Origin of the sequence: Nocardia sp. NPDC060255 (assembly GCF_042727395.1) — a bacterium.
In the GTDB taxonomy this organism is placed as follows: domain Bacteria; phylum Actinomycetota; class Actinomycetes; order Mycobacteriales; family Mycobacteriaceae; genus Nocardia.
Genome location: NZ_JBHXAU010000001.1, coordinates 1 through 15,607, shown reverse-complemented (window position 1 = coordinate 15,607; position 15,607 = coordinate 1). Strand labels below are relative to the sequence as shown.

General features: G+C 67.3%; 14 protein-coding genes. 8 read left to right on the top strand and 6 right to left on the bottom strand.

Going from position 1 to position 15,607, the window contains the following annotated elements; all coding sequences use genetic code 11:
* Window positions 1–82 precede the first annotated feature (82 nt).
* Both ACFWF1_RS00070 and ACFWF1_RS00065 read left to right on the top strand, forming a co-directional pair.
* Window positions 83–1,171 (top strand): NAD(P)/FAD-dependent oxidoreductase, encoded by a 1,089-nt coding sequence (locus ACFWF1_RS00070; RefSeq protein WP_379284336.1) that lies wholly within the window; start codon window positions 83–85, stop codon window positions 1,169–1,171.
* 112 nt (window positions 1,172–1,283) lie between these two features.
* Window positions 1,284–2,012, top strand: coding sequence for a Clp protease N-terminal domain-containing protein (locus tag ACFWF1_RS00065; RefSeq protein ID WP_379284337.1), 729 nt, complete (start codon window positions 1,284–1,286; stop codon window positions 2,010–2,012).
* A gap of 183 nt (window positions 2,013–2,195) precedes the next feature.
* Here ACFWF1_RS00065 and ACFWF1_RS00060 read toward each other — a convergent pair whose 3' ends face one another.
* Entirely contained in the window at window positions 2,196–2,870 is a 675-nt protein-coding gene (locus ACFWF1_RS00060; RefSeq protein ID WP_379284338.1) for a suppressor of fused domain protein, read from the bottom strand.
* Between the two features lie 126 nt (window positions 2,871–2,996).
* Window positions 2,997–5,054 (bottom strand): NAD(+) synthase, encoded by a 2,058-nt coding sequence (locus ACFWF1_RS00055; RefSeq protein ID WP_379284339.1) that lies wholly within the window; start codon window positions 5,052–5,054, stop codon window positions 2,997–2,999.
* Window positions 5,055–5,143: 89 nt separating this feature from the next.
* On the opposite strand from ACFWF1_RS00055, the gene ACFWF1_RS00050 reads away from it, so the two are divergent.
* Together ACFWF1_RS00050 and groL are read left to right on the top strand one after the other, a co-directional pair.
* On the top strand, window positions 5,144–5,437 hold the full coding sequence (locus ACFWF1_RS00050) for a hypothetical protein (protein WP_357385170.1): 294 nt from the start codon (window positions 5,144–5,146) through the stop codon (window positions 5,435–5,437).
* A gap of 207 nt (window positions 5,438–5,644) precedes the next feature.
* Window positions 5,645–7,270, top strand: coding sequence for a chaperonin GroEL (gene groL, locus ACFWF1_RS00045; RefSeq protein ID WP_379284340.1), 1,626 nt, complete (start codon window positions 5,645–5,647; stop codon window positions 7,268–7,270).
* A 75-nt stretch (window positions 7,271–7,345) separates the two neighbouring features.
* Here the strand turns inward: groL and ACFWF1_RS00040 are convergent, their stop codons facing one another.
* Window positions 7,346–8,368 (bottom strand): SMP-30/gluconolactonase/LRE family protein, encoded by a 1,023-nt coding sequence (locus ACFWF1_RS00040; protein WP_379284341.1) that lies wholly within the window; start codon window positions 8,366–8,368, stop codon window positions 7,346–7,348.
* A gap of 124 nt (window positions 8,369–8,492) precedes the next feature.
* Here ACFWF1_RS00040 and ACFWF1_RS00035 point away from each other — a divergent pair, with 124 nt between their 5' ends.
* The 3 genes from ACFWF1_RS00035 (at window position 8,493) to ACFWF1_RS00025 (ending at window position 11,176) form a co-directional block, all read left to right on the top strand.
* Complete coding sequence (locus ACFWF1_RS00035) at window positions 8,493–8,957, top strand: MarR family winged helix-turn-helix transcriptional regulator (RefSeq protein ID WP_379284342.1); 465 nt, start codon at window positions 8,493–8,495, stop codon at window positions 8,955–8,957.
* A gap of 676 nt (window positions 8,958–9,633) precedes the next feature.
* Window positions 9,634–10,266: a TetR/AcrR family transcriptional regulator gene (locus tag ACFWF1_RS00030; RefSeq protein WP_379284343.1), complete on the top strand. Its 633-nt coding sequence runs from the start codon at window positions 9,634–9,636 to the stop codon at window positions 10,264–10,266.
* Window positions 10,267–10,315: 49 nt separating this feature from the next.
* Window positions 10,316–11,176: an alpha/beta fold hydrolase gene (locus ACFWF1_RS00025; RefSeq protein WP_379284344.1), complete on the top strand. Its 861-nt coding sequence runs from the start codon at window positions 10,316–10,318 to the stop codon at window positions 11,174–11,176.
* Here ACFWF1_RS00025 and ACFWF1_RS00020 read toward each other — a convergent pair.
* Both ACFWF1_RS00020 and ACFWF1_RS00015 read right to left on the bottom strand, forming a co-directional pair.
* Window positions 11,173–11,829 carry a TetR/AcrR family transcriptional regulator C-terminal domain-containing protein gene (locus ACFWF1_RS00020; protein WP_379284345.1) on the bottom strand — a complete coding sequence of 219 codons (657 nt, stop codon included), beginning with the start codon at window positions 11,827–11,829 and terminating at the stop codon, window positions 11,173–11,175. The genes ACFWF1_RS00025 and ACFWF1_RS00020 overlap by 4 nt on opposite strands.
* A gap of 77 nt (window positions 11,830–11,906) precedes the next feature.
* Entirely contained in the window at window positions 11,907–13,964 is a 2,058-nt protein-coding gene (locus ACFWF1_RS00015; RefSeq protein ID WP_379284346.1) for a prolyl oligopeptidase family protein, read from the bottom strand.
* A gap of 181 nt (window positions 13,965–14,145) precedes the next feature.
* On the opposite strand from ACFWF1_RS00015, the gene ACFWF1_RS00010 reads away from it, so the two are divergent.
* Window positions 14,146–15,120: a dipeptidase gene (locus ACFWF1_RS00010; protein WP_379284347.1), complete on the top strand. Its 975-nt coding sequence runs from the start codon at window positions 14,146–14,148 to the stop codon at window positions 15,118–15,120.
* Here ACFWF1_RS00010 and ACFWF1_RS00005 read toward each other — a convergent pair.
* Window positions 15,117–15,455 carry an MmcQ/YjbR family DNA-binding protein gene (locus ACFWF1_RS00005; protein ID WP_379284348.1) on the bottom strand — a complete coding sequence of 113 codons (339 nt, stop codon included), beginning with the start codon at window positions 15,453–15,455 and terminating at the stop codon, window positions 15,117–15,119. The two genes, ACFWF1_RS00010 and ACFWF1_RS00005, sit on opposite strands and share 4 nt — an antisense overlap.
* Between the last annotated feature and the right edge of the window lie 152 nt (window positions 15,456–15,607).

The following is a 15,607-nucleotide window of genomic DNA, read 5'->3' as shown; positions in this document are numbered from 1 at the left end:
ACGTGCTTCACGGCCCGTAGTGTCAGGGAGGGTGGCGCTGTTCGGTCTAAAGGGTGTCGGCCGATCGAAAAGGAGCCACATCATGACCGGACAGCATCGGATCGTTGTACTCGGCGCCGGATACGCGGGCCTGGCGGCAGCGGGCCGCCTCGCGAGCAAGGCACCGGACGCCGAGATCACCGTCGTGGACGCGCGCGCCCACTTCGTCGAACGGGTACGGCTGCATCAACAGGCTGCTGGGCAACGGATTTCGACATGGGACCTGCGGGAACTCTTGGCAGGCAAAAAGAACCGCTTCGTGTGTGCCCGTGCGACGGCTATCGATACCGGGGACAAGCGGGTATTGCTGGATACCGCAACTGCTCTCGGCTACGACACGCTTGTCTACGCACTGGGGAGTATCGGCGACCCGAACGGCGTCCCCGGCGTCGCGGAACACGCCTACTCGGTGTCGACACCCGAGAACGCGGACCGCTTCGAGGCTCCCCCGGGCACAGTCGTTGTCGTCGGCGCAGGGGCCACCGGGATCGAACTAGCCGCGGAACTGGCTGAGTCTCAGCCTGATTCGCGTGTCGTGTTGCTCAGCCCCGACGAGCCCGGTGCGTGGCTGTCGCCACGGGCGCAGGCGCATATCCGCCGTGTGCTCGAGCGGCTCGGTGTCGAGATCCGCTCGGACGCCAAGGTGATCGAGGTGACCGAGGGCGGGGTGCGGCTGGCGGACGGCACGGTGATCGATTCGGCGGCGACCGTGTGGACCGCGGGCTTCGCGGTGCCGGATCTGGCTGCGCGAGCTGGCCTTTCGGTTGATGGCGCGGGCCGGGTGCTGACCGACCCGTCGCTGCGGTCGATCTCGCACCCGGATATCTACGCGGCAGGCGACAGCGCGGTGATCGCCGGTCCGGGCGGCCGGGAACTGCGGATGGCCTGCGCGACCGCGCTGCCCACCGGCAAGTACGCGGCCGATGCCGTTGCCGCGCGGCTGCGTGGTGTGGAGCCGCGGCAGCTGCGGTTCCGGTACGCGCTGCAGTGCCTGAGCCTCGGCCGCCGGGACGGGCTCATCCAGTTCCTGCACGCCGACGATGCGCCGGGACGCACCGTGCTGACCGGCCGGACGGCGGCCTGGGTGAAGGAGCGGATCGTGCGCGGCGCGGGGTGGGCCGCTCGGCCCTGAATTCTGGTGTCGCCGAGGTGCTTTCCGGTGCCGGTGGGCCCTTTCCGCATCAGCGTCCGGAATCGTCAACTCAGGGTTGACGCCTACAAATCGTCAACCTATCGTTGACGGCATGACCATCCCGTATCGCCTCGACGATCTGATCGACGGCATCAAGAAAGCCCGCCCCGACAACGTGCTCGACCAACTGTCCGACGCAGTGGTCACCGGCAACCACCTCGGCGAACTGGCCGATCACCTGATCGGCCACTTCGTCGACCAGGCCCGCCGCGCCGGCGCCTCCTGGACCGACATCGGCGTCAGCATGGGCGTCACCAAGCAGGCCGCGCAGAAGCGGTTCGTGCCGAAGGGACCGGGCGATGTGAGTCAAGCCGCCCAGCTGGACCCGAACGCGGGTTTCGCCAGGTTCACCGATCGAGCGCGGTCGGTCATCGTGGCCGCGCAAGAAGCCGCCCGCACCGCGGGCAACTCGGAGATCAGCACCCCGCACCTGGTGCTCGGCCTGCTCGCCGAACCCAACGGCATCGGTGCGAAAGAGATCCTCACCAGCGGCATCACCCTGGAGACGGTGAGCGCCGCCGCGACCGTCGTGCTGCCCGCGAGCACCGGCGAGGTGCCCCCGCTCATCCCCTTCGACCCGGAAGCCAAGAAGGTCCTCGAACTGACCTTCCGCGAGGCACTTCGCCTGGGCCACAACTACGTCGGCACCGAACACATCCTGCTCGCCCTGCTCGAACAGGAGAACGGCAACGGCCTGCTCACCGGGCTCGGCATGGACAAGACGAAGACCGAAGCCCACATCCTCGAGCTGCTGTCCGCGTTCTACACCGAAAAGTCATGAGGCGCGGACGGGCAGCCGGTCTGGCCCGTCTGACGTCGCTTAGTTGCCGGATCCGCCGCGCGCGCTTCGGAATTCGTGCGGCCACCGCCGCACGGATGCGCAGGAGGCGGATGATCCGCTCGCGTGAGGTGGTGCGGCGGGGCGAGCAGCGTCCGCTCGACCTGCTGCGCGCGGCATGAACCCTTAGGCGCGTCCGCGCAGTCCGCCACCCCAACGTGGCCACTGCGCTTGGGGTTTCGGCTCGGACACCAGCGGCTCGCGCTCGGTATCGGTGACGTACAGCGGTAGGTGAGGTGCCAGCTCGTCGAGCAATGCGAGGGTCTTTCCACCCTGCGCGGCCCGATACTCGGGCATCGTCAGCCCGACGATCTGCAGGAATCGCACACTGCCGTGCGGAGTTTCGATGGTGCCGAGCTCCGGGTCGACCGTGAATGCCACCGCGTGAATGTCCGAACTCGGCTGATCGGCGGCAATCGGGCCGTTCGCTTTGATGGTGTGCCCCGGCTCGAACCACTTGCCGGACTGGAAGACATAGCGCGCCAGATTCTGCAGGAAGTTCGCGGGCCACACCGGTGGCTCGGTGTCGGCGGCTTTGCGCACCAGCCGGAAGGTGAACTCGAAGCCCCAGCCGGACTCGCCGGGGTTGTCCCACTCCTTCTCGTACAGCTCGGTCATGCCGTAACTGATGTAGTGCCAATGCGGTACCGGTTCGGTGCGTGAGTATGCGCTGATCCCGTCGAGCGGATCGGGCCCGCCGAGTGACCAGCGGTGATCGGTGGCCCAATGGAAAGGTTCGATATCGCCGTACAACGGCCGTAGCGCGCCGTCGATGGCATTCCAGCCGGGTGCTTCACTCACCAGCCCACCCTATGCGGAACCGCCGCATTCGCTCCGGCCATGCGCGGCTGCGGACGGACTTCGTCCGGCTGCGCCTGTTCTGCAGATCCGGTCCGCCCGAGTCGGATTGCCTTGGCGGGCAGCCGGTCAGGCCTCCGGCACGTTGCGGGCGAGTTCGTCCAGCCAAGCCGCGGCCGACGCGTCGCTCGGCGCGCGCCAGTCCCCGCGCGGTGAGAGCGAGCCGCCGGAACCGACTTTCGGCGCGTTCGGCAGCGTCGAGCGTTTGAACTGGCTGGTCTGGATGAACCGGCGCAGGAACTCCGCGAGCCACTGTTTGATGGTGCCGAGGTCGTAGGTGTTGCGCTGATCGGCGGGAATCAGATCGGGCCACTGTCCTCGGCTCGCGTCCGACCACGCGTGCCTGGCCAGATAGGCGATGCGGCTGGGGCGGTAGCCGAAACGAAGCAGGTAGTAGAGGTGGAAGTCCTGCAGTTCGTAGGGGCCAACGGTGGCCTCGGAGCTCTGGCCCGGTGCGGCGGAATCGGTGTCGGGCACCAACTCCGGCGAGATCTCGGTCCGCAGGATCGATGAGAGCACCTCGCCCGCCGCGGGCCCGAACTGCGCGGTGTCGACCGACCAGGCGATCAGGTATTTGATCAGCGTCTTGGGCACCGACGCGTTCACGCTGTAGTGCGCCATGTGGTCGCCGACGCCGAAAGTGCACCAGCCCAAGGCGAGTTCGCTCAGATCACCGGTGCCGATGACAAGCGCGCCGTGCTGGTTCGCCAGCCGGAACAGGTGCGAGGTGCGCTCGCCCGCCTGCACGTTCTCGTAGGTGATGTCGTACTGCGGCGCACCGTCGGCGGCCGGGTGGCCCAGGTCGCGCAGCATCTGGGTGGCCGACGGACGGATGTCGATCTCCTGCGCGGTCACCCCGAGCGCGTCCATCAGCCGATGCGCGTCGGTGCGGGTTCGGGTGCTGGTCGCGAACCCGGGCATGGTGTAGGCCAGCACATGTGCCCGCGGCAGCCCGAGCCGGTCCATCGTCTTGGCCGCCACGATCAGCGCCAGGGTTGAGTCCAGCCCGCCGGAAACGCCGATGACCACCCGCTGCAGCCCGGTGGCGCGCAGCCGGGTGCTCAGCCCCTCCACCTGAATGTGCTGCACTTCGGCGCAGCGTTCGTTGCGCACTGCGGGATCGGCCGGAACGTAAGGGAAGCGCTCGATTTCGCGTCGGAGATCAACCGCGCCCGCCGGAATCGGCAGCTCGACCTCGATCCGGCGCAGCCGAGTCAGCCGCTCCCGATGGTCGTGCACATTGTCAGCAAAGCTGGTGGTGCGCAGCCGATCCGCGGCCAGCCGGCGCAGATCGAGGTCGGCGGTGACCAGCTGCGGCTGATCGGCGAAGCGTACGCCCTCGGCGAGCAGATCACCGTTCTCGCACACCAGCGCCTGCCCGTCCCATGCCAGGTCGGTCGTCGATTCCCCATGTCCCGCAGCCGAATACAGATAGGCGGCCAGATAGCGCGCCGAATGCGACGTGCACAGCGCCCGGCGATAGTCGGCCTTGCCGATGACGATATTGCTCGCCGACAGGTTGACCAGCACCGTCGCCCCGGCCAGCGCCGCATAACCGCTGGGCGGCAACGGAACCCAGCCGTCCTCGCAGATCTCCAGATGGAACACGAACCCGTCGAGATTGCTCGCCGTGAACAGCAGGTCGGCCCCGAACGGCACCCGCTGCCCGGCGATCGTGACATGTGTGTCGAGGTTCTCCCGCGCCGCCGCGAACTGGCGCTTCTCGTAGAACTCCCGATAGTTCGGCAGGTAACTCTTCGGCACGGCACCGAGCACCACGCCGTGGCACACCGCGACGGCGCAGTTGAACAGCCGACCCTGGGTCCGCACCGGCGCACCGACCACCAGCACCGTGTCGATGTCGGCGCTCGCGGCGATCACCTCGGCCAGCGCCGCCTGCACCGCGTCGTCCAGCGCGTCCTGGTGAAACAGGTCGTCGGCGGTGTAGCAGGACAGCCCGAGCTCCGGGAAAACGGTCAGCACCACCGCGTCGGCCGCCGCCTGCCTGGCGAGCAGCAGCGTCTGCTCGACGTTGTAGGCGGGGTCCGCGACTCGCACCCGGGGCACGGCCACCGCCACCCGCGCGAAGTCGTGCCGGTAGATCGATTCGAAGGGCAGTTCGTGCACTGCCGTCCCCCTTCGACGAGGATGCCGGAGATGATCATGATTTTCTCCTCCGGAACCTACCCTCGATGCTCGCCCGCTAAGCTATAGCAATGGCGGATGAAACGGATTCCGACCTAATCGCGGGGGAACTGCGCGCCGACCTGCTGCGTGCGCTTTCGTATGTGTCCACAGAGTCACAGCCGGACGGCAGCTATGTCGTCAACGGAGACCTTCCCCCCGAGGTGGCGCCCCCATTTATTCGGGCGATCATGCGGGTCGAGGCGGAGTTGTTGTTGCACGATGCGGAGCTGGTCACCGTCGAGGGTGGCGAGCCGAGGTCCCCGGAGGAACGCCGGACCGACGCGTTCGTCGCGTTGGTGCTCCGAGTGGACGACCGGGCCTGAACCCGACCTTGCACTCGGCACCCCCGAGTGCTAGAAATGGCTTTGGCACTCTGCACCTGTGAGTGCCAGGTCGGGACGGTGAGACCGGGTTCCATCGACACCCTCGGTCGTCCGTCGCGGGCACCGAACCTGGCCAGCGTAATGGGGCGATCCAACCTGCGGTCGTCCTGTGTGTCAGCCATACACATGGAGGATCTCAACAACGCCATGGCCAAGACAATTGCGTACGACGAAGAGGCCCGTCGCGGTCTCGAGCGGGGCCTCAACGCCCTCGCTGACGCGGTCAAGGTGACGCTGGGCCCGAAGGGTCGCAACGTTGTCCTGGAGAAGAAGTGGGGCGCCCCCACGATCACCAACGATGGTGTTTCCATCGCCAAGGAGATCGAGCTGGAGGACCCGTACGAGAAGATCGGCGCCGAGCTGGTCAAGGAAGTTGCCAAGAAGACGGACGACGTCGCTGGCGACGGCACCACCACCGCCACCGTGCTCGCCCAGGCGCTCGTGCGTGAAGGCCTGCGCAACGTCGCGGCCGGCGCCAACCCCCTCGGCCTGAAGCGCGGCATCGAGAAGGCTGTCGAGGCCGTCACGGCTCGCCTGCTGGACTCCGCCAAGGAGATCGATACCAAGGAGCAGATCGCCGCTACCGCCGGTATCTCCGCGGGCGACTCGTCCATCGGCGAGCTCATCGCCGAGGCCATGGACAAGGTCGGCAAGGAAGGTGTCATCACCGTCGAGGAGAGCAACACCTTCGGGCTCCAGCTGGAGCTCACCGAGGGCATGCGCTTCGACAAGGGCTACATCTCGGGCTACTTCGTCACCGACCCCGAGCGTCAGGAAGCGGTCCTCGAGGACCCGTACATCCTGCTCGTCGGCTCGAAGATCTCGACCGTCAAGGACCTGCTGCCGCTGCTGGAGAAGGTCATCCAGGCCGGCAAGCCGCTGCTGATCATCGCCGAGGACGTCGAGGGCGAAGCCCTGTCGACCCTGGTGGTCAACAAGATCCGTGGCACCTTCAAGTCCGTCGCCGTCAAGGCGCCGGGCTTCGGTGACCGCCGCAAGGCGCAGCTCGCCGACATCGCCATCCTCACCGGTGGCGAGGTCATCAGCGAAGAGGTCGGCCTCTCCCTGGAGACCGCCGGCGTCGAGCTGCTCGGCCAGGCGCGCAAGGTCGTCATCACCAAGGACGAGACCACCATCGTCGAGGGCGCGGGCGACCCGGAGGCCATCAAGGGCCGGGTGCAGCAGATCCGTGCCGAGATCGAGAACTCGGACTCGGACTACGACCGCGAGAAGCTGCAGGAGCGTCTGGCCAAGCTGGCCGGCGGTGTTGCGGTCATCAAGGCCGGTGCCGCGACCGAGGTCGAGCTCAAGGAGCGCAAGCACCGCATCGAAGATGCCGTGCGCAACGCCAAGGCCGCCGTCGAAGAGGGCATCGTCGCCGGTGGCGGCGTGGCCCTGCTGCAGTCGGCGCCCGCGCTCGACGACCTGAAGCTCACCGGTGACGAGGCGACGGGCGCGAACATCGTGCGCGTCGCGCTGTCCGCGCCGCTGAAGCAGATCGCCTTCAACGCCGGCCTCGAGCCGGGCGTTGTCGCCGAGAAGGTCTCCAACCTGCCGGCCGGCCACGGCCTCAACGCCGATTCCGGCGTGTACGAGGACCTGCTCGCCGCCGGTGTCGCCGACCCGGTGAAGGTCACCCGCTCCGCGCTGCAGAACGCGGCGTCCATCGCGGCCCTGTTCCTCACCACCGAGGCCGTCGTCGCCGACAAGCCGGAGAAGTCCGCCGCACCTGCCGGCGACCCGACCGGTGGCATGGGCGGCATGGACTTCTGAGTCCAGCCACCCGGCAACACCTTTAGCAACCGGAAGCCGGTCCACCCTCGGGTGGGCCGGCTTCCGGCGTTTTGCTCAGAGGCCGTCGACGGACAGGACGGTGAAGGGCTCCTTCGGGGTGCCTGGCCCCATCGGGCCGCCCTTGTCGAATTGTGAAGCGACAACCAGGGTTTGGTTGCCTACGCGGACCAATGTGGTTGGCAGGCCCAGGGATTCGTCGGTGATGCGCTGGTCCAGCGTCGCCGCGGCGCCGTCGTCGGTGACGGTCCAGCGGGCGAGCGCGTTGTCGGTGTTCTGCACCACCCAGAGGGTGTTGTCGCGCAGTTCCAGTCCGTCGCCGTGGATCAGGTCGCCGCCGTGCAGGGCGACCTTGCGGATCGGGTCTGCGGTGTTCGGAGCGAGGGCGATGCGGTACAGGTCGCCGACGCTCATGTCGACGACAAGCAGGTAGTTGCCGCCCGCGTCGGCGACGATGCCGTTCAGTGTGAAGACATCCGGGGCGTGCGGCGCGACGATCGTGCTCAGGTCGAATTGTGTTGTCATATCGGCACGTCCGCCGTGCGCCGCAGCGGCCGCCACGTCGGCGGCGGTGACGCGGTAGACGACGCTGCGGGTGGTGTCGGTCAGATACGCGGTGCCGTCCGGGGTGATGGCCAGGTCGTTGACGAAGCGCGCCGCCGCGCCCGGCACGTCGAAGCGGGCGATCAGGGCGCGAGTCGCGATGTCGTACACGGCAACTCCCGCGGTGGAGTCGGTCACCCAGAGCCGGCCCGCCTGATCGACCTTCAGCCCGTTGGCGGTCTTGCGGCCGTCGGCGCCCGCGGGCAGGAAGACCTCGGCCTGCTTGGCGCCGGGCGTGGCGCGGTAGACGGCCCCGGTGGCGAACGAGCCGACGTAGGTGTCGCCGTTGCGCGGATCGGCGGCGATGCCTTCCGGATAGACGTGGTCGCCCGGCAGGTCGTAGGCGGTGGTGATCCGTACCGACTGCGCGGCGGGGGTGGGCGGTGCCGCGTTCTCGGTGCTGCCACAGGCCGCGCCGGCGGTGCAGGCCACCGCGATGGCGAAGGTCGCCATGCGGCGGCGGGTTGCGTGGGACATGGTCGTGCCTCTCATCAGGTCTATCACTTAGACGTGCTCACATCTAAATATGTGTACGAAGATAGATTAGAGTTCTAATATCAGTCAAGAGTCTTATGGAAGGTCGGGCAGATACCATGCGGTAATGACGTCCCTGCACTCCTCCGAGCGCCTCGGCTCGTACGTGAAGCGCGCCGAGCAGGCGCTGCAAACGGCAAAGAACGCCGCGCTGAAGCCCGCGGGCGTCACCGTCCCGCAGTACTCCGCCCTGCTCTTCCTCGACGAGAACCCGGGCATCTCGGCCGCCGCCCTGGCCCGGCTGTGCGGCGTGACCCCGCCGACGATGAACACCGTGCTGACCAACCTGCAGGACCGCGGCCTCATCGAACGCACCCCGCACGCCTGGCACAAGAACATCCTGGAAACCCGCCTCACCGAAGCGGGCGCCGCCGTGATGAAGGACGCCGACGCCCGCGCGGTCCGGGTGGAGCGCGCGGTGGCCGCCGGATTCACCGATGCCGAACGCGCGACCCTGCAGGAGCTGCTGGCGCGCTGCGCGGATCTCTTCGATTCTGTTCGGCCCGAAACCTCCACGGCCCCAAAGAAATAGGCCGAAAGGACCAGGAGTCAGCCGCTGTCAAGGGTGCGGTACGGGCCCGAGAAGCTCTGTCGCGGTGGTCATTTCGATCTAGTCGCCGTTGCCGAAGATCGCGGTGGGTCTTCGAGGGTCGCTCCCGCGAACGCTCGCGTTGTGCCACCGTCCACTGTGGTGCCGAGCGGGTAGCTCTCGCGCAATCGGCAGGTGGCTCACTCCAATAGTGCGGCTCGACGAACTCCGTGGTCAGCCGCGGTTAGCCGGGCGAAGGCGGGGGGTACGCCTATGTCGTCTATTCGACGCGCTATTCGGTACTACCGGTACGCCTCGAACGTCGTTGGTGGACAGGACGAATCAGGCATAACCAGCGGTCCAGTTCGGTTGAGAATTCATTCTACAAATTCCCGTCAAAATCGCGTACGCACATCGCCGTCCATCGGTATGGTCTGTTATGGCAAACAGTCAGTGACAATGGATTTAGTCGATGCTTATCGCAACTATCGATGTCGCACAGCACTATCGGGCGTGCGTGCGCACCTGTCGTCGGCACAGTACGCAAACTGCTGAGTAAGCGAACGATGAGTTGGCAACAACTCTGCCAACTTTCGGCTAACGGCTGGTCAGTTGCGGGTTGATACCAAGGGCCCGATCCATGTCGAGCGCTTCTTGGGCTTCTGTATTGTCTGGCCCAATGTCACAGGATGCGAATACGGGTCGAATGTATGCCGGGCAACCCGTCGAGGACCGGCAACGTCAGCGGCGTGCGCGTTTTCTGGAATCGGGCCTGACGGTCTTCGCGCGCGACGGCTACGCCAATAGTTCGGTCGGCGCCATCTGTAAGGACGCCGGACTCTCCTCACGACAGTTCTACGAGGAGTTCACCGGACGCGAGTCCCTACTACTAGAGCTCTACGAACAGATCGATCGCGAGTCGCGCGACGCGGTCGCCAAGTCACTGGAAAGCAAGGCCGACGCGAGCGCGCTCGAGATCATCGACGCGTCCACCCGCGCCTACGTCGAGTCCATCGGCTCGGACCCGCGCAAGGCGCGCGTCGCGCTGGTCGAAGTGGTCGGGGCGGGCCCGAAGGTGGAGAAGTTCCGGCTCGAGCTGCGCCGGGTCTGGGGCTCGCTGCTGGCGGGTGCCGCGGAGGACGCGGCCATGCACGGCGAGATCCCGACCGGCGACTACGAGATGCGGGTACTCGCGATCATCGGCGCGGTCAACTACGTGGTGGACTCGTGGAGCGGCGCCGACCCGCGTCCGCCGCTCGACGACGTGATCAGGGTGCTGAGCCGGGTGATCATGGGGGCGGTCGGCGCGTAACCGCCGATCGGCCAGGGCGCGGTGGCCGGGGACCGGTAGCGTGCGGATGATGGAGACGGTTCCGATCCAAATGCCGGACGGCAGCACGGTTCCGGTGCGATTGATCCCGGCCGGCGGCGCGCACCGGCATCCGATCACGCCGGACGCGCCGCGCCCGGTGCTGGTGATCGCGCCCGGGCTCGGCGTACCCGCCGGGTACTACGAGGGGTTCGCCGGGAAACTGGCGGCGCGCGGGTTCGATGTGGCAATCGGTGAGCTGCGCGGCAACGGTGACAGCAGGCCGAAGCCGAGCGCCGCCAGCAGCTACGGCTACCAGGAACTGGTCTCGGTCGATTTTCCGGCGATCTTCGAGGTGGTGCGCTACCGGTTCCCGGCCAGCACGCCGTACCTGCTCGGGCACAGCATGGGCGGCCAGTTCGCCGTCATGTACGCCTCGCGGATCCGAGGCAGGCTCGGCGGCCTGATCCTGATCGCCTCCGGAACGCCGTATTACCGTGGCTATCCGGGACTTTCGAGCCCCGGCGTCCTCGTCGGCTCGGCGGCCGCCGCGCTCACCGCCGGCCTGGCCGGCTTCTGGCCCGGCGACCGGATCCCGGCGGGCGGCTTCGGCCGCCAGTCCAAGGTGCTGATCGCGGATTGGGCGCGGCTGGCCCGCACCGGCCGCTTCCAGCCGGTCGATGCGGACATCGACTACGAGGAGCGCATCGCCCGCCTGAAGCTGCCGGTGCTGTCCATCACGATGACCGGCGACGACCTCACCCCGCCCGGCTCCGCCGACCACCTGCTGGCGAAGCTGCCCAAGGCCGACGTGACCAGGTGGCATCAGCCGGAACCGTTGGGGCACAACGGTTGGATCAGCGAGTACGGCACCACCATCGACCAGATCGAGAAGTGGCTGCGCGATCGTTAGATGTGTCGGCGGCCCGGCTCGAGATGGCGGCTGAAGCCGTCCAGCATGGCGTCCAGCCCGACCTCGAAATGATCGGTGTCCGTGGCTTGTTCGGGCTCTTCGGTGCGCTGCGCGGCGACCGTGGCGATGGCGTGGCTGAGGATATGACCGATCGCGTACTCGCGCAGGCAACGGGTCAGCTGCAGCGCGACCGTCGCCGAAAATCCGTGGCCCTGTAGGTGTTCCACCATCCAGCTACCGGTCTCGACGGCCAGTTCGCTGCGCACCGGACGAGTCGCGAAGACCGGCACCGCGTTCGGATGCCGCCGCAGCGTGGAACGCAGCCGGTGCGCGTAGGCGCGCATCAGGTCGCGCCAAGGTTCCTGCCACGGCAGGGATTCCATGTCCAGCTCGGCGAACATCGCGTCCGCGATGCCGTCGAACAGCTCCTGCTGATCGGTGAAGTGCCGGTAGGCGGCCATCGGGTCGGCGCCGAGCGCGGTGCCGAGTTTGCGCATCGAAAATCCGTCGACACCGGTCCGATCGATGAGGGTCAGCGCCACCGCGGCGATATAGTCGCGGTTCAACGTGGTGCGTGTCGTCGGCGCCGGACTCGCCCGCCGGGTGCGGGCGCGCCGCTTGCGGCTCACCTCGACGACGTTGTCGGAATCCACGACAGCTCTCCTCCCGGGCCCAGGTCTACGACGTAGATGATATCTACACCGTAGGCCCCTGGGCCTCGTACCAGCGGTTATCCGCGCCGCTCGAGCAGCATCTGGGTGAAGAACTCGTAGATCAGGCCGGCCTGGAACGCCGACTGCTTGTTGTCCGCCGCGCCGCCGTGGCCGCCCTCGATGTTCTCGTGGTACCAGAACTCGTGGCCCTGCTCCTCCAGCAGCGCGGCCATCTTGCGGGCGTGGCCGGGATGCACCCGGTCGTCGCGGGTGGAGGTGGTGAGCAGGATCGGCGGGTAGGCCACCTCGGCTTTGGCGTTCTGATACGGCGAGTACTCGCTGAGGTACGCCCACTCGTCCGGCTTGTCCGGGTCGCCGTATTCCGCGATCCACGAGGCGCCCGCGAGCAGCAGGTGGTAGCGCTTCATGTCCAGCAGCGGCACCTGGCAGACGATCGCGCCGAACAGGTCCGGGTAGCGGGTGAGCATCACGCCCATGAGCAGCCCGCCGTTGCTGCCGCCCACCGCGCCGAGCTGATCGGCGGTGGTGATGCCGCGCGTGACAAGGTCTTTCGCGATCGCGGCGAAGTCCTCGTACACCTTGTGCCGGTTGGCCTTCTGCACCGAGGTGTGCCACTGCGGGCCGTATTCACCGCCGCCGCGGATGTTGGTCATCACCCAGGTGCCGCCGCGGGCCAGCCAGCCCATGCCGGACGCGCCGCTGTAGGCGGGCGTGCGCGAGACCTCGAAGCCGCCGTAGCCGGACATCACCGTCGGGCCCGGGGTGCCCTTGCGGTCGCGATGGCGAATCACGAAGTACGGCACCTGCGTTCCGTCGTCCGAGGTGGCGAAGAACTGCTCGGTCTCGATCCCGTCGGCGTCGAAGAAGCCGGGCTCCTGCTTGAGCTGCTCGGTCTCGCCGCCGACCGAGCTGGCCAGCAGCGTGGCGGGCGTGGTGAATCCGCTGGTGGTGAGCATGAATTCGTCGCCGCCCTCGAGCGGGTCGAGGTTCAGCACGCTGGTGGTCGCCATCGGCGGGGTGTCGGCCAGCGACTCCCGGCGCCAGCCGTCCGGGCCCGGCGTCACCACGTAGAGCTTGGTCTGCACGTCCTCGAGGGTGATGAGCAGCAGGTGGTTCTCGGTCCAGCCGTAGCCGTGCAGCGAGGTGTGTGCGTCGGGGGTAAAGATCACCTCGAAATCCCGTGCGCCGGAGAGGAACTTGTCGAAGTTGATGGCCAGCAGCGCGCCTGCCGGATAGGAGTTGCCGCCGACCTCCCACGGCGACTTCAGCCGGACCAGCAGCCAATCCTTGTACCAGGACTCGCTGGCGTCGGTGGGTGTGTCCAGATGCCTTAGCGTGCCGTCGTTTTCGAGCAGGTACACGTCTTCGTTGAAGAAATCGGTGGCGCGGCCGATGTAGTGCCGCTCGTAGCCGGGAGTCCGGTCGTAGCCCGCGGAGACCGCGACGTCCCCGGCCTCGCCCTCGAAAACGGTGACCGCCTCGGCCAATTCGGTGCCGCGCTGCCAGCGCTTGGCGATGCGCGGGTAGCCGGAGTCGGTCAGCGAGCCCGGCCCGAAGTCCGTACCGATGTACACCGAATCGATATCGATCCAGCGCATCTCGGATTTCGCCTCGGGCAGGAAGAAGCCGCCGTCCGCCGGATCGATGAATTCCCGTGTCGCCATGTCGAACTCGCGCACCACCTTGGCGTCCGCGCCGCCGCGCGACAGGCTGATCAGCGCGCGCGACTGTTCGGGTCGCAGCACCCCGGCGCCGCCCCACACCCAGTTCTCATCTTCGGCGGCGGCCAGCGCGTCGAGGTCGATCAGCACGTCCCAGGCGGGCGACTCCTTGGCGTATTCGGCGAACGTGGTGCGCCGCCACAGCCCGCGCGGATGCTCGGCATCGCGCCAGAAGTTGTAGAGCCAGCTGCCGCGCCGGCCCGGGTAGGCGATCTTGGTGTCGGTGTCGAGCATGTCCAGAATGCGATGTTCCAGCTCGCTGAACCGGTCGGAGGAGGCGAATCGCTCGACGACCACACTGTTGTGCGCACGCGCCCAGTCCAGGGCCCGCTCATCGGTTACTTCTTCGAGCCAGAGGTAGGGGTCAGTCACATTCTGCTCAACGCCACTCATCCCCTCATTGTTGCCGACCAGCGCAAATCAGAGCGTCGGGGTCGCTAGAAGGGTGCTACGCCCTGAGCGAATCAGGCAAATGGGACATGACGTACTGCGCGACACCCGCGCGGCTGCGGTCCGCCCGGGGATCCGCTCGCCTACGATCGCGGTTCGAGGCCGATCCGATCAGGAGGTTTCCTTGCCGCACTTTCTCTGGGAGCAGCACTGCTGTCTGCCGTTGGTGCCGTCGGCGCGGATCGCGGACCTCGCCCGATATCCACTCGGGTCGTACCTGTCGGTGAATGTCGGGTATTCGCCGCATTCGACCGAGGATTCGGTCAAGCTGACCCGGCAGTACCGCGCGGACGCGCTGGCCGACGGACGATTCCGCTTGGTGCACAGCCACTCCGACCTCGGCGATCCGGAAACCATCGCGCTGGCCTTCGATTTGGAGGACTCCGGCCCACTCGGCGGCGACCTGGACAACGTGGAACTGTTCTACGACCTCGGCGTCCGCTCGATGCTGCCGACCTACAACAGCGCCAACAAGGCCGGTTGCGGCTGCCTCGACGCCGACGACACCGGGCTCACCGCCTTCGGCGAAGACCTCGTGCGCAAGCTCAACGAGGTCGGCATGTTCGTCGACGGATCGCACTGTTCCCGCCGCACCGGGCTCGACCTGGCCACGCACACGCAAGTGCCGATGATCTACAGCCATTCCAATTTCGCCGAGCTGTGGGAGCATCCGCGCAATATCACCGATGAACAGGCGAAGGCCTGTGCCGCGACCGGCGGTGTGATCGGCATCAACGGCGTGGGTATCTTCCTGGGCCACAATGGCATCGACGACGGTGCCGCACGCATCGAAGCGATGGCCGATCACGTCCAGCACGGCGTCGAGCTGGTCGGCATCGAGCACATCGGGATCGGGTCGGACTATTCGTTCGACGCCGACGACTTCAACGGCATGCTCGCCGACCATCCGGAACTGTTCCCCGAGTCGTACACCAAATGGGGCCCGCTGCAATGGGTTCCGCCGGAGGAGCTGCTCGGCACGAGCCGGGTGCCCGGCCTCGACGAGGTGCTGGCGCGGCGCGGTTTCAGCGAAGCCGATCGAGCGGCGGTGTTCGGCGGTAACTTCTCCCGGGTCGCCGAACAGGTGTGGCGCGACTAACCGAGATGCTCGGCGGCCACCCGCTTCGGCACACACATCCGCCACGCCTCGACAATGAGCTCGGTCAGCTCCGCCTCGTCGATGGCGTCGAGCCGCACCCGGACCCAGTTGTACCGCTCGTCTACCGGGCGCGGCATCATGAATTTGCCCGGCTCGGCTTCGACCAGTGCCACCCGCTCGGCCTTCGGAAACGCGAAGCCCATCCGTGTTTCGTCCGGAGACAGCGCCAGGTAGACGATCCGGCCGACCCGATACTTGACCCGGTCGCGAACCAGCGCCTCGGTTGTTCGCGGCAGGCTCATCGCCACCCGCCGCACGTCATCAGCTGTCACCATCGGCCAAGTATCGCGCCGGGGTACGACACCTGAGCCGTGCCGGAAACCGGTGTGGGGGGGGGGGCCCCGGCGGGGGCCCACCCCCACCCCCGGGCGGCCCCCCCCCCCCCCCCCCCCAACCGGGGCAGAATAAAAAAAAAAAAACCCACACA

What these genes read in the sequence shown, in the direction of transcription:
- ACFWF1_RS00015 (WP_379284346.1), bottom strand. Translation starts at nt 13,964, where the DNA reads ATGAGTGGCGTTGAGCAGAATGTGACTGACCCCTACCTCTGGCTCGAA.
- ACFWF1_RS00025 (WP_379284344.1), top strand. Translation starts at nt 10,316, where the DNA reads ATGGAGACGGTTCCGATCCAAATGCCGGACGGCAGCACGGTTCCGGTG.
- ACFWF1_RS00065 (WP_379284337.1), top strand. Translation starts at nt 1,284, where the DNA reads ATGACCATCCCGTATCGCCTCGACGATCTGATCGACGGCATCAAGAAA.
- ACFWF1_RS00040 (WP_379284341.1), bottom strand. Translation starts at nt 8,368, where the DNA reads ATGTCCCACGCAACCCGCCGCCGCATGGCGACCTTCGCCATCGCGGTG.
- ACFWF1_RS00035 (WP_379284342.1), top strand. Translation starts at nt 8,493, where the DNA reads ATGACGTCCCTGCACTCCTCCGAGCGCCTCGGCTCGTACGTGAAGCGC.
- ACFWF1_RS00070 (WP_379284336.1), top strand. Translation starts at nt 83, where the DNA reads ATGACCGGACAGCATCGGATCGTTGTACTCGGCGCCGGATACGCGGGC.
- groL (WP_379284340.1), top strand. Translation starts at nt 5,645, where the DNA reads ATGGCCAAGACAATTGCGTACGACGAAGAGGCCCGTCGCGGTCTCGAG.
- ACFWF1_RS00050 (WP_357385170.1), top strand. Translation starts at nt 5,144, where the DNA reads ATGGCGGATGAAACGGATTCCGACCTAATCGCGGGGGAACTGCGCGCC.
- ACFWF1_RS00030 (WP_379284343.1), top strand. Translation starts at nt 9,634, where the DNA reads ATGTCACAGGATGCGAATACGGGTCGAATGTATGCCGGGCAACCCGTC.
- ACFWF1_RS00005 (WP_379284348.1), bottom strand. Translation starts at nt 15,455, where the DNA reads ATGGTGACAGCTGATGACGTGCGGCGGGTGGCGATGAGCCTGCCGCGA.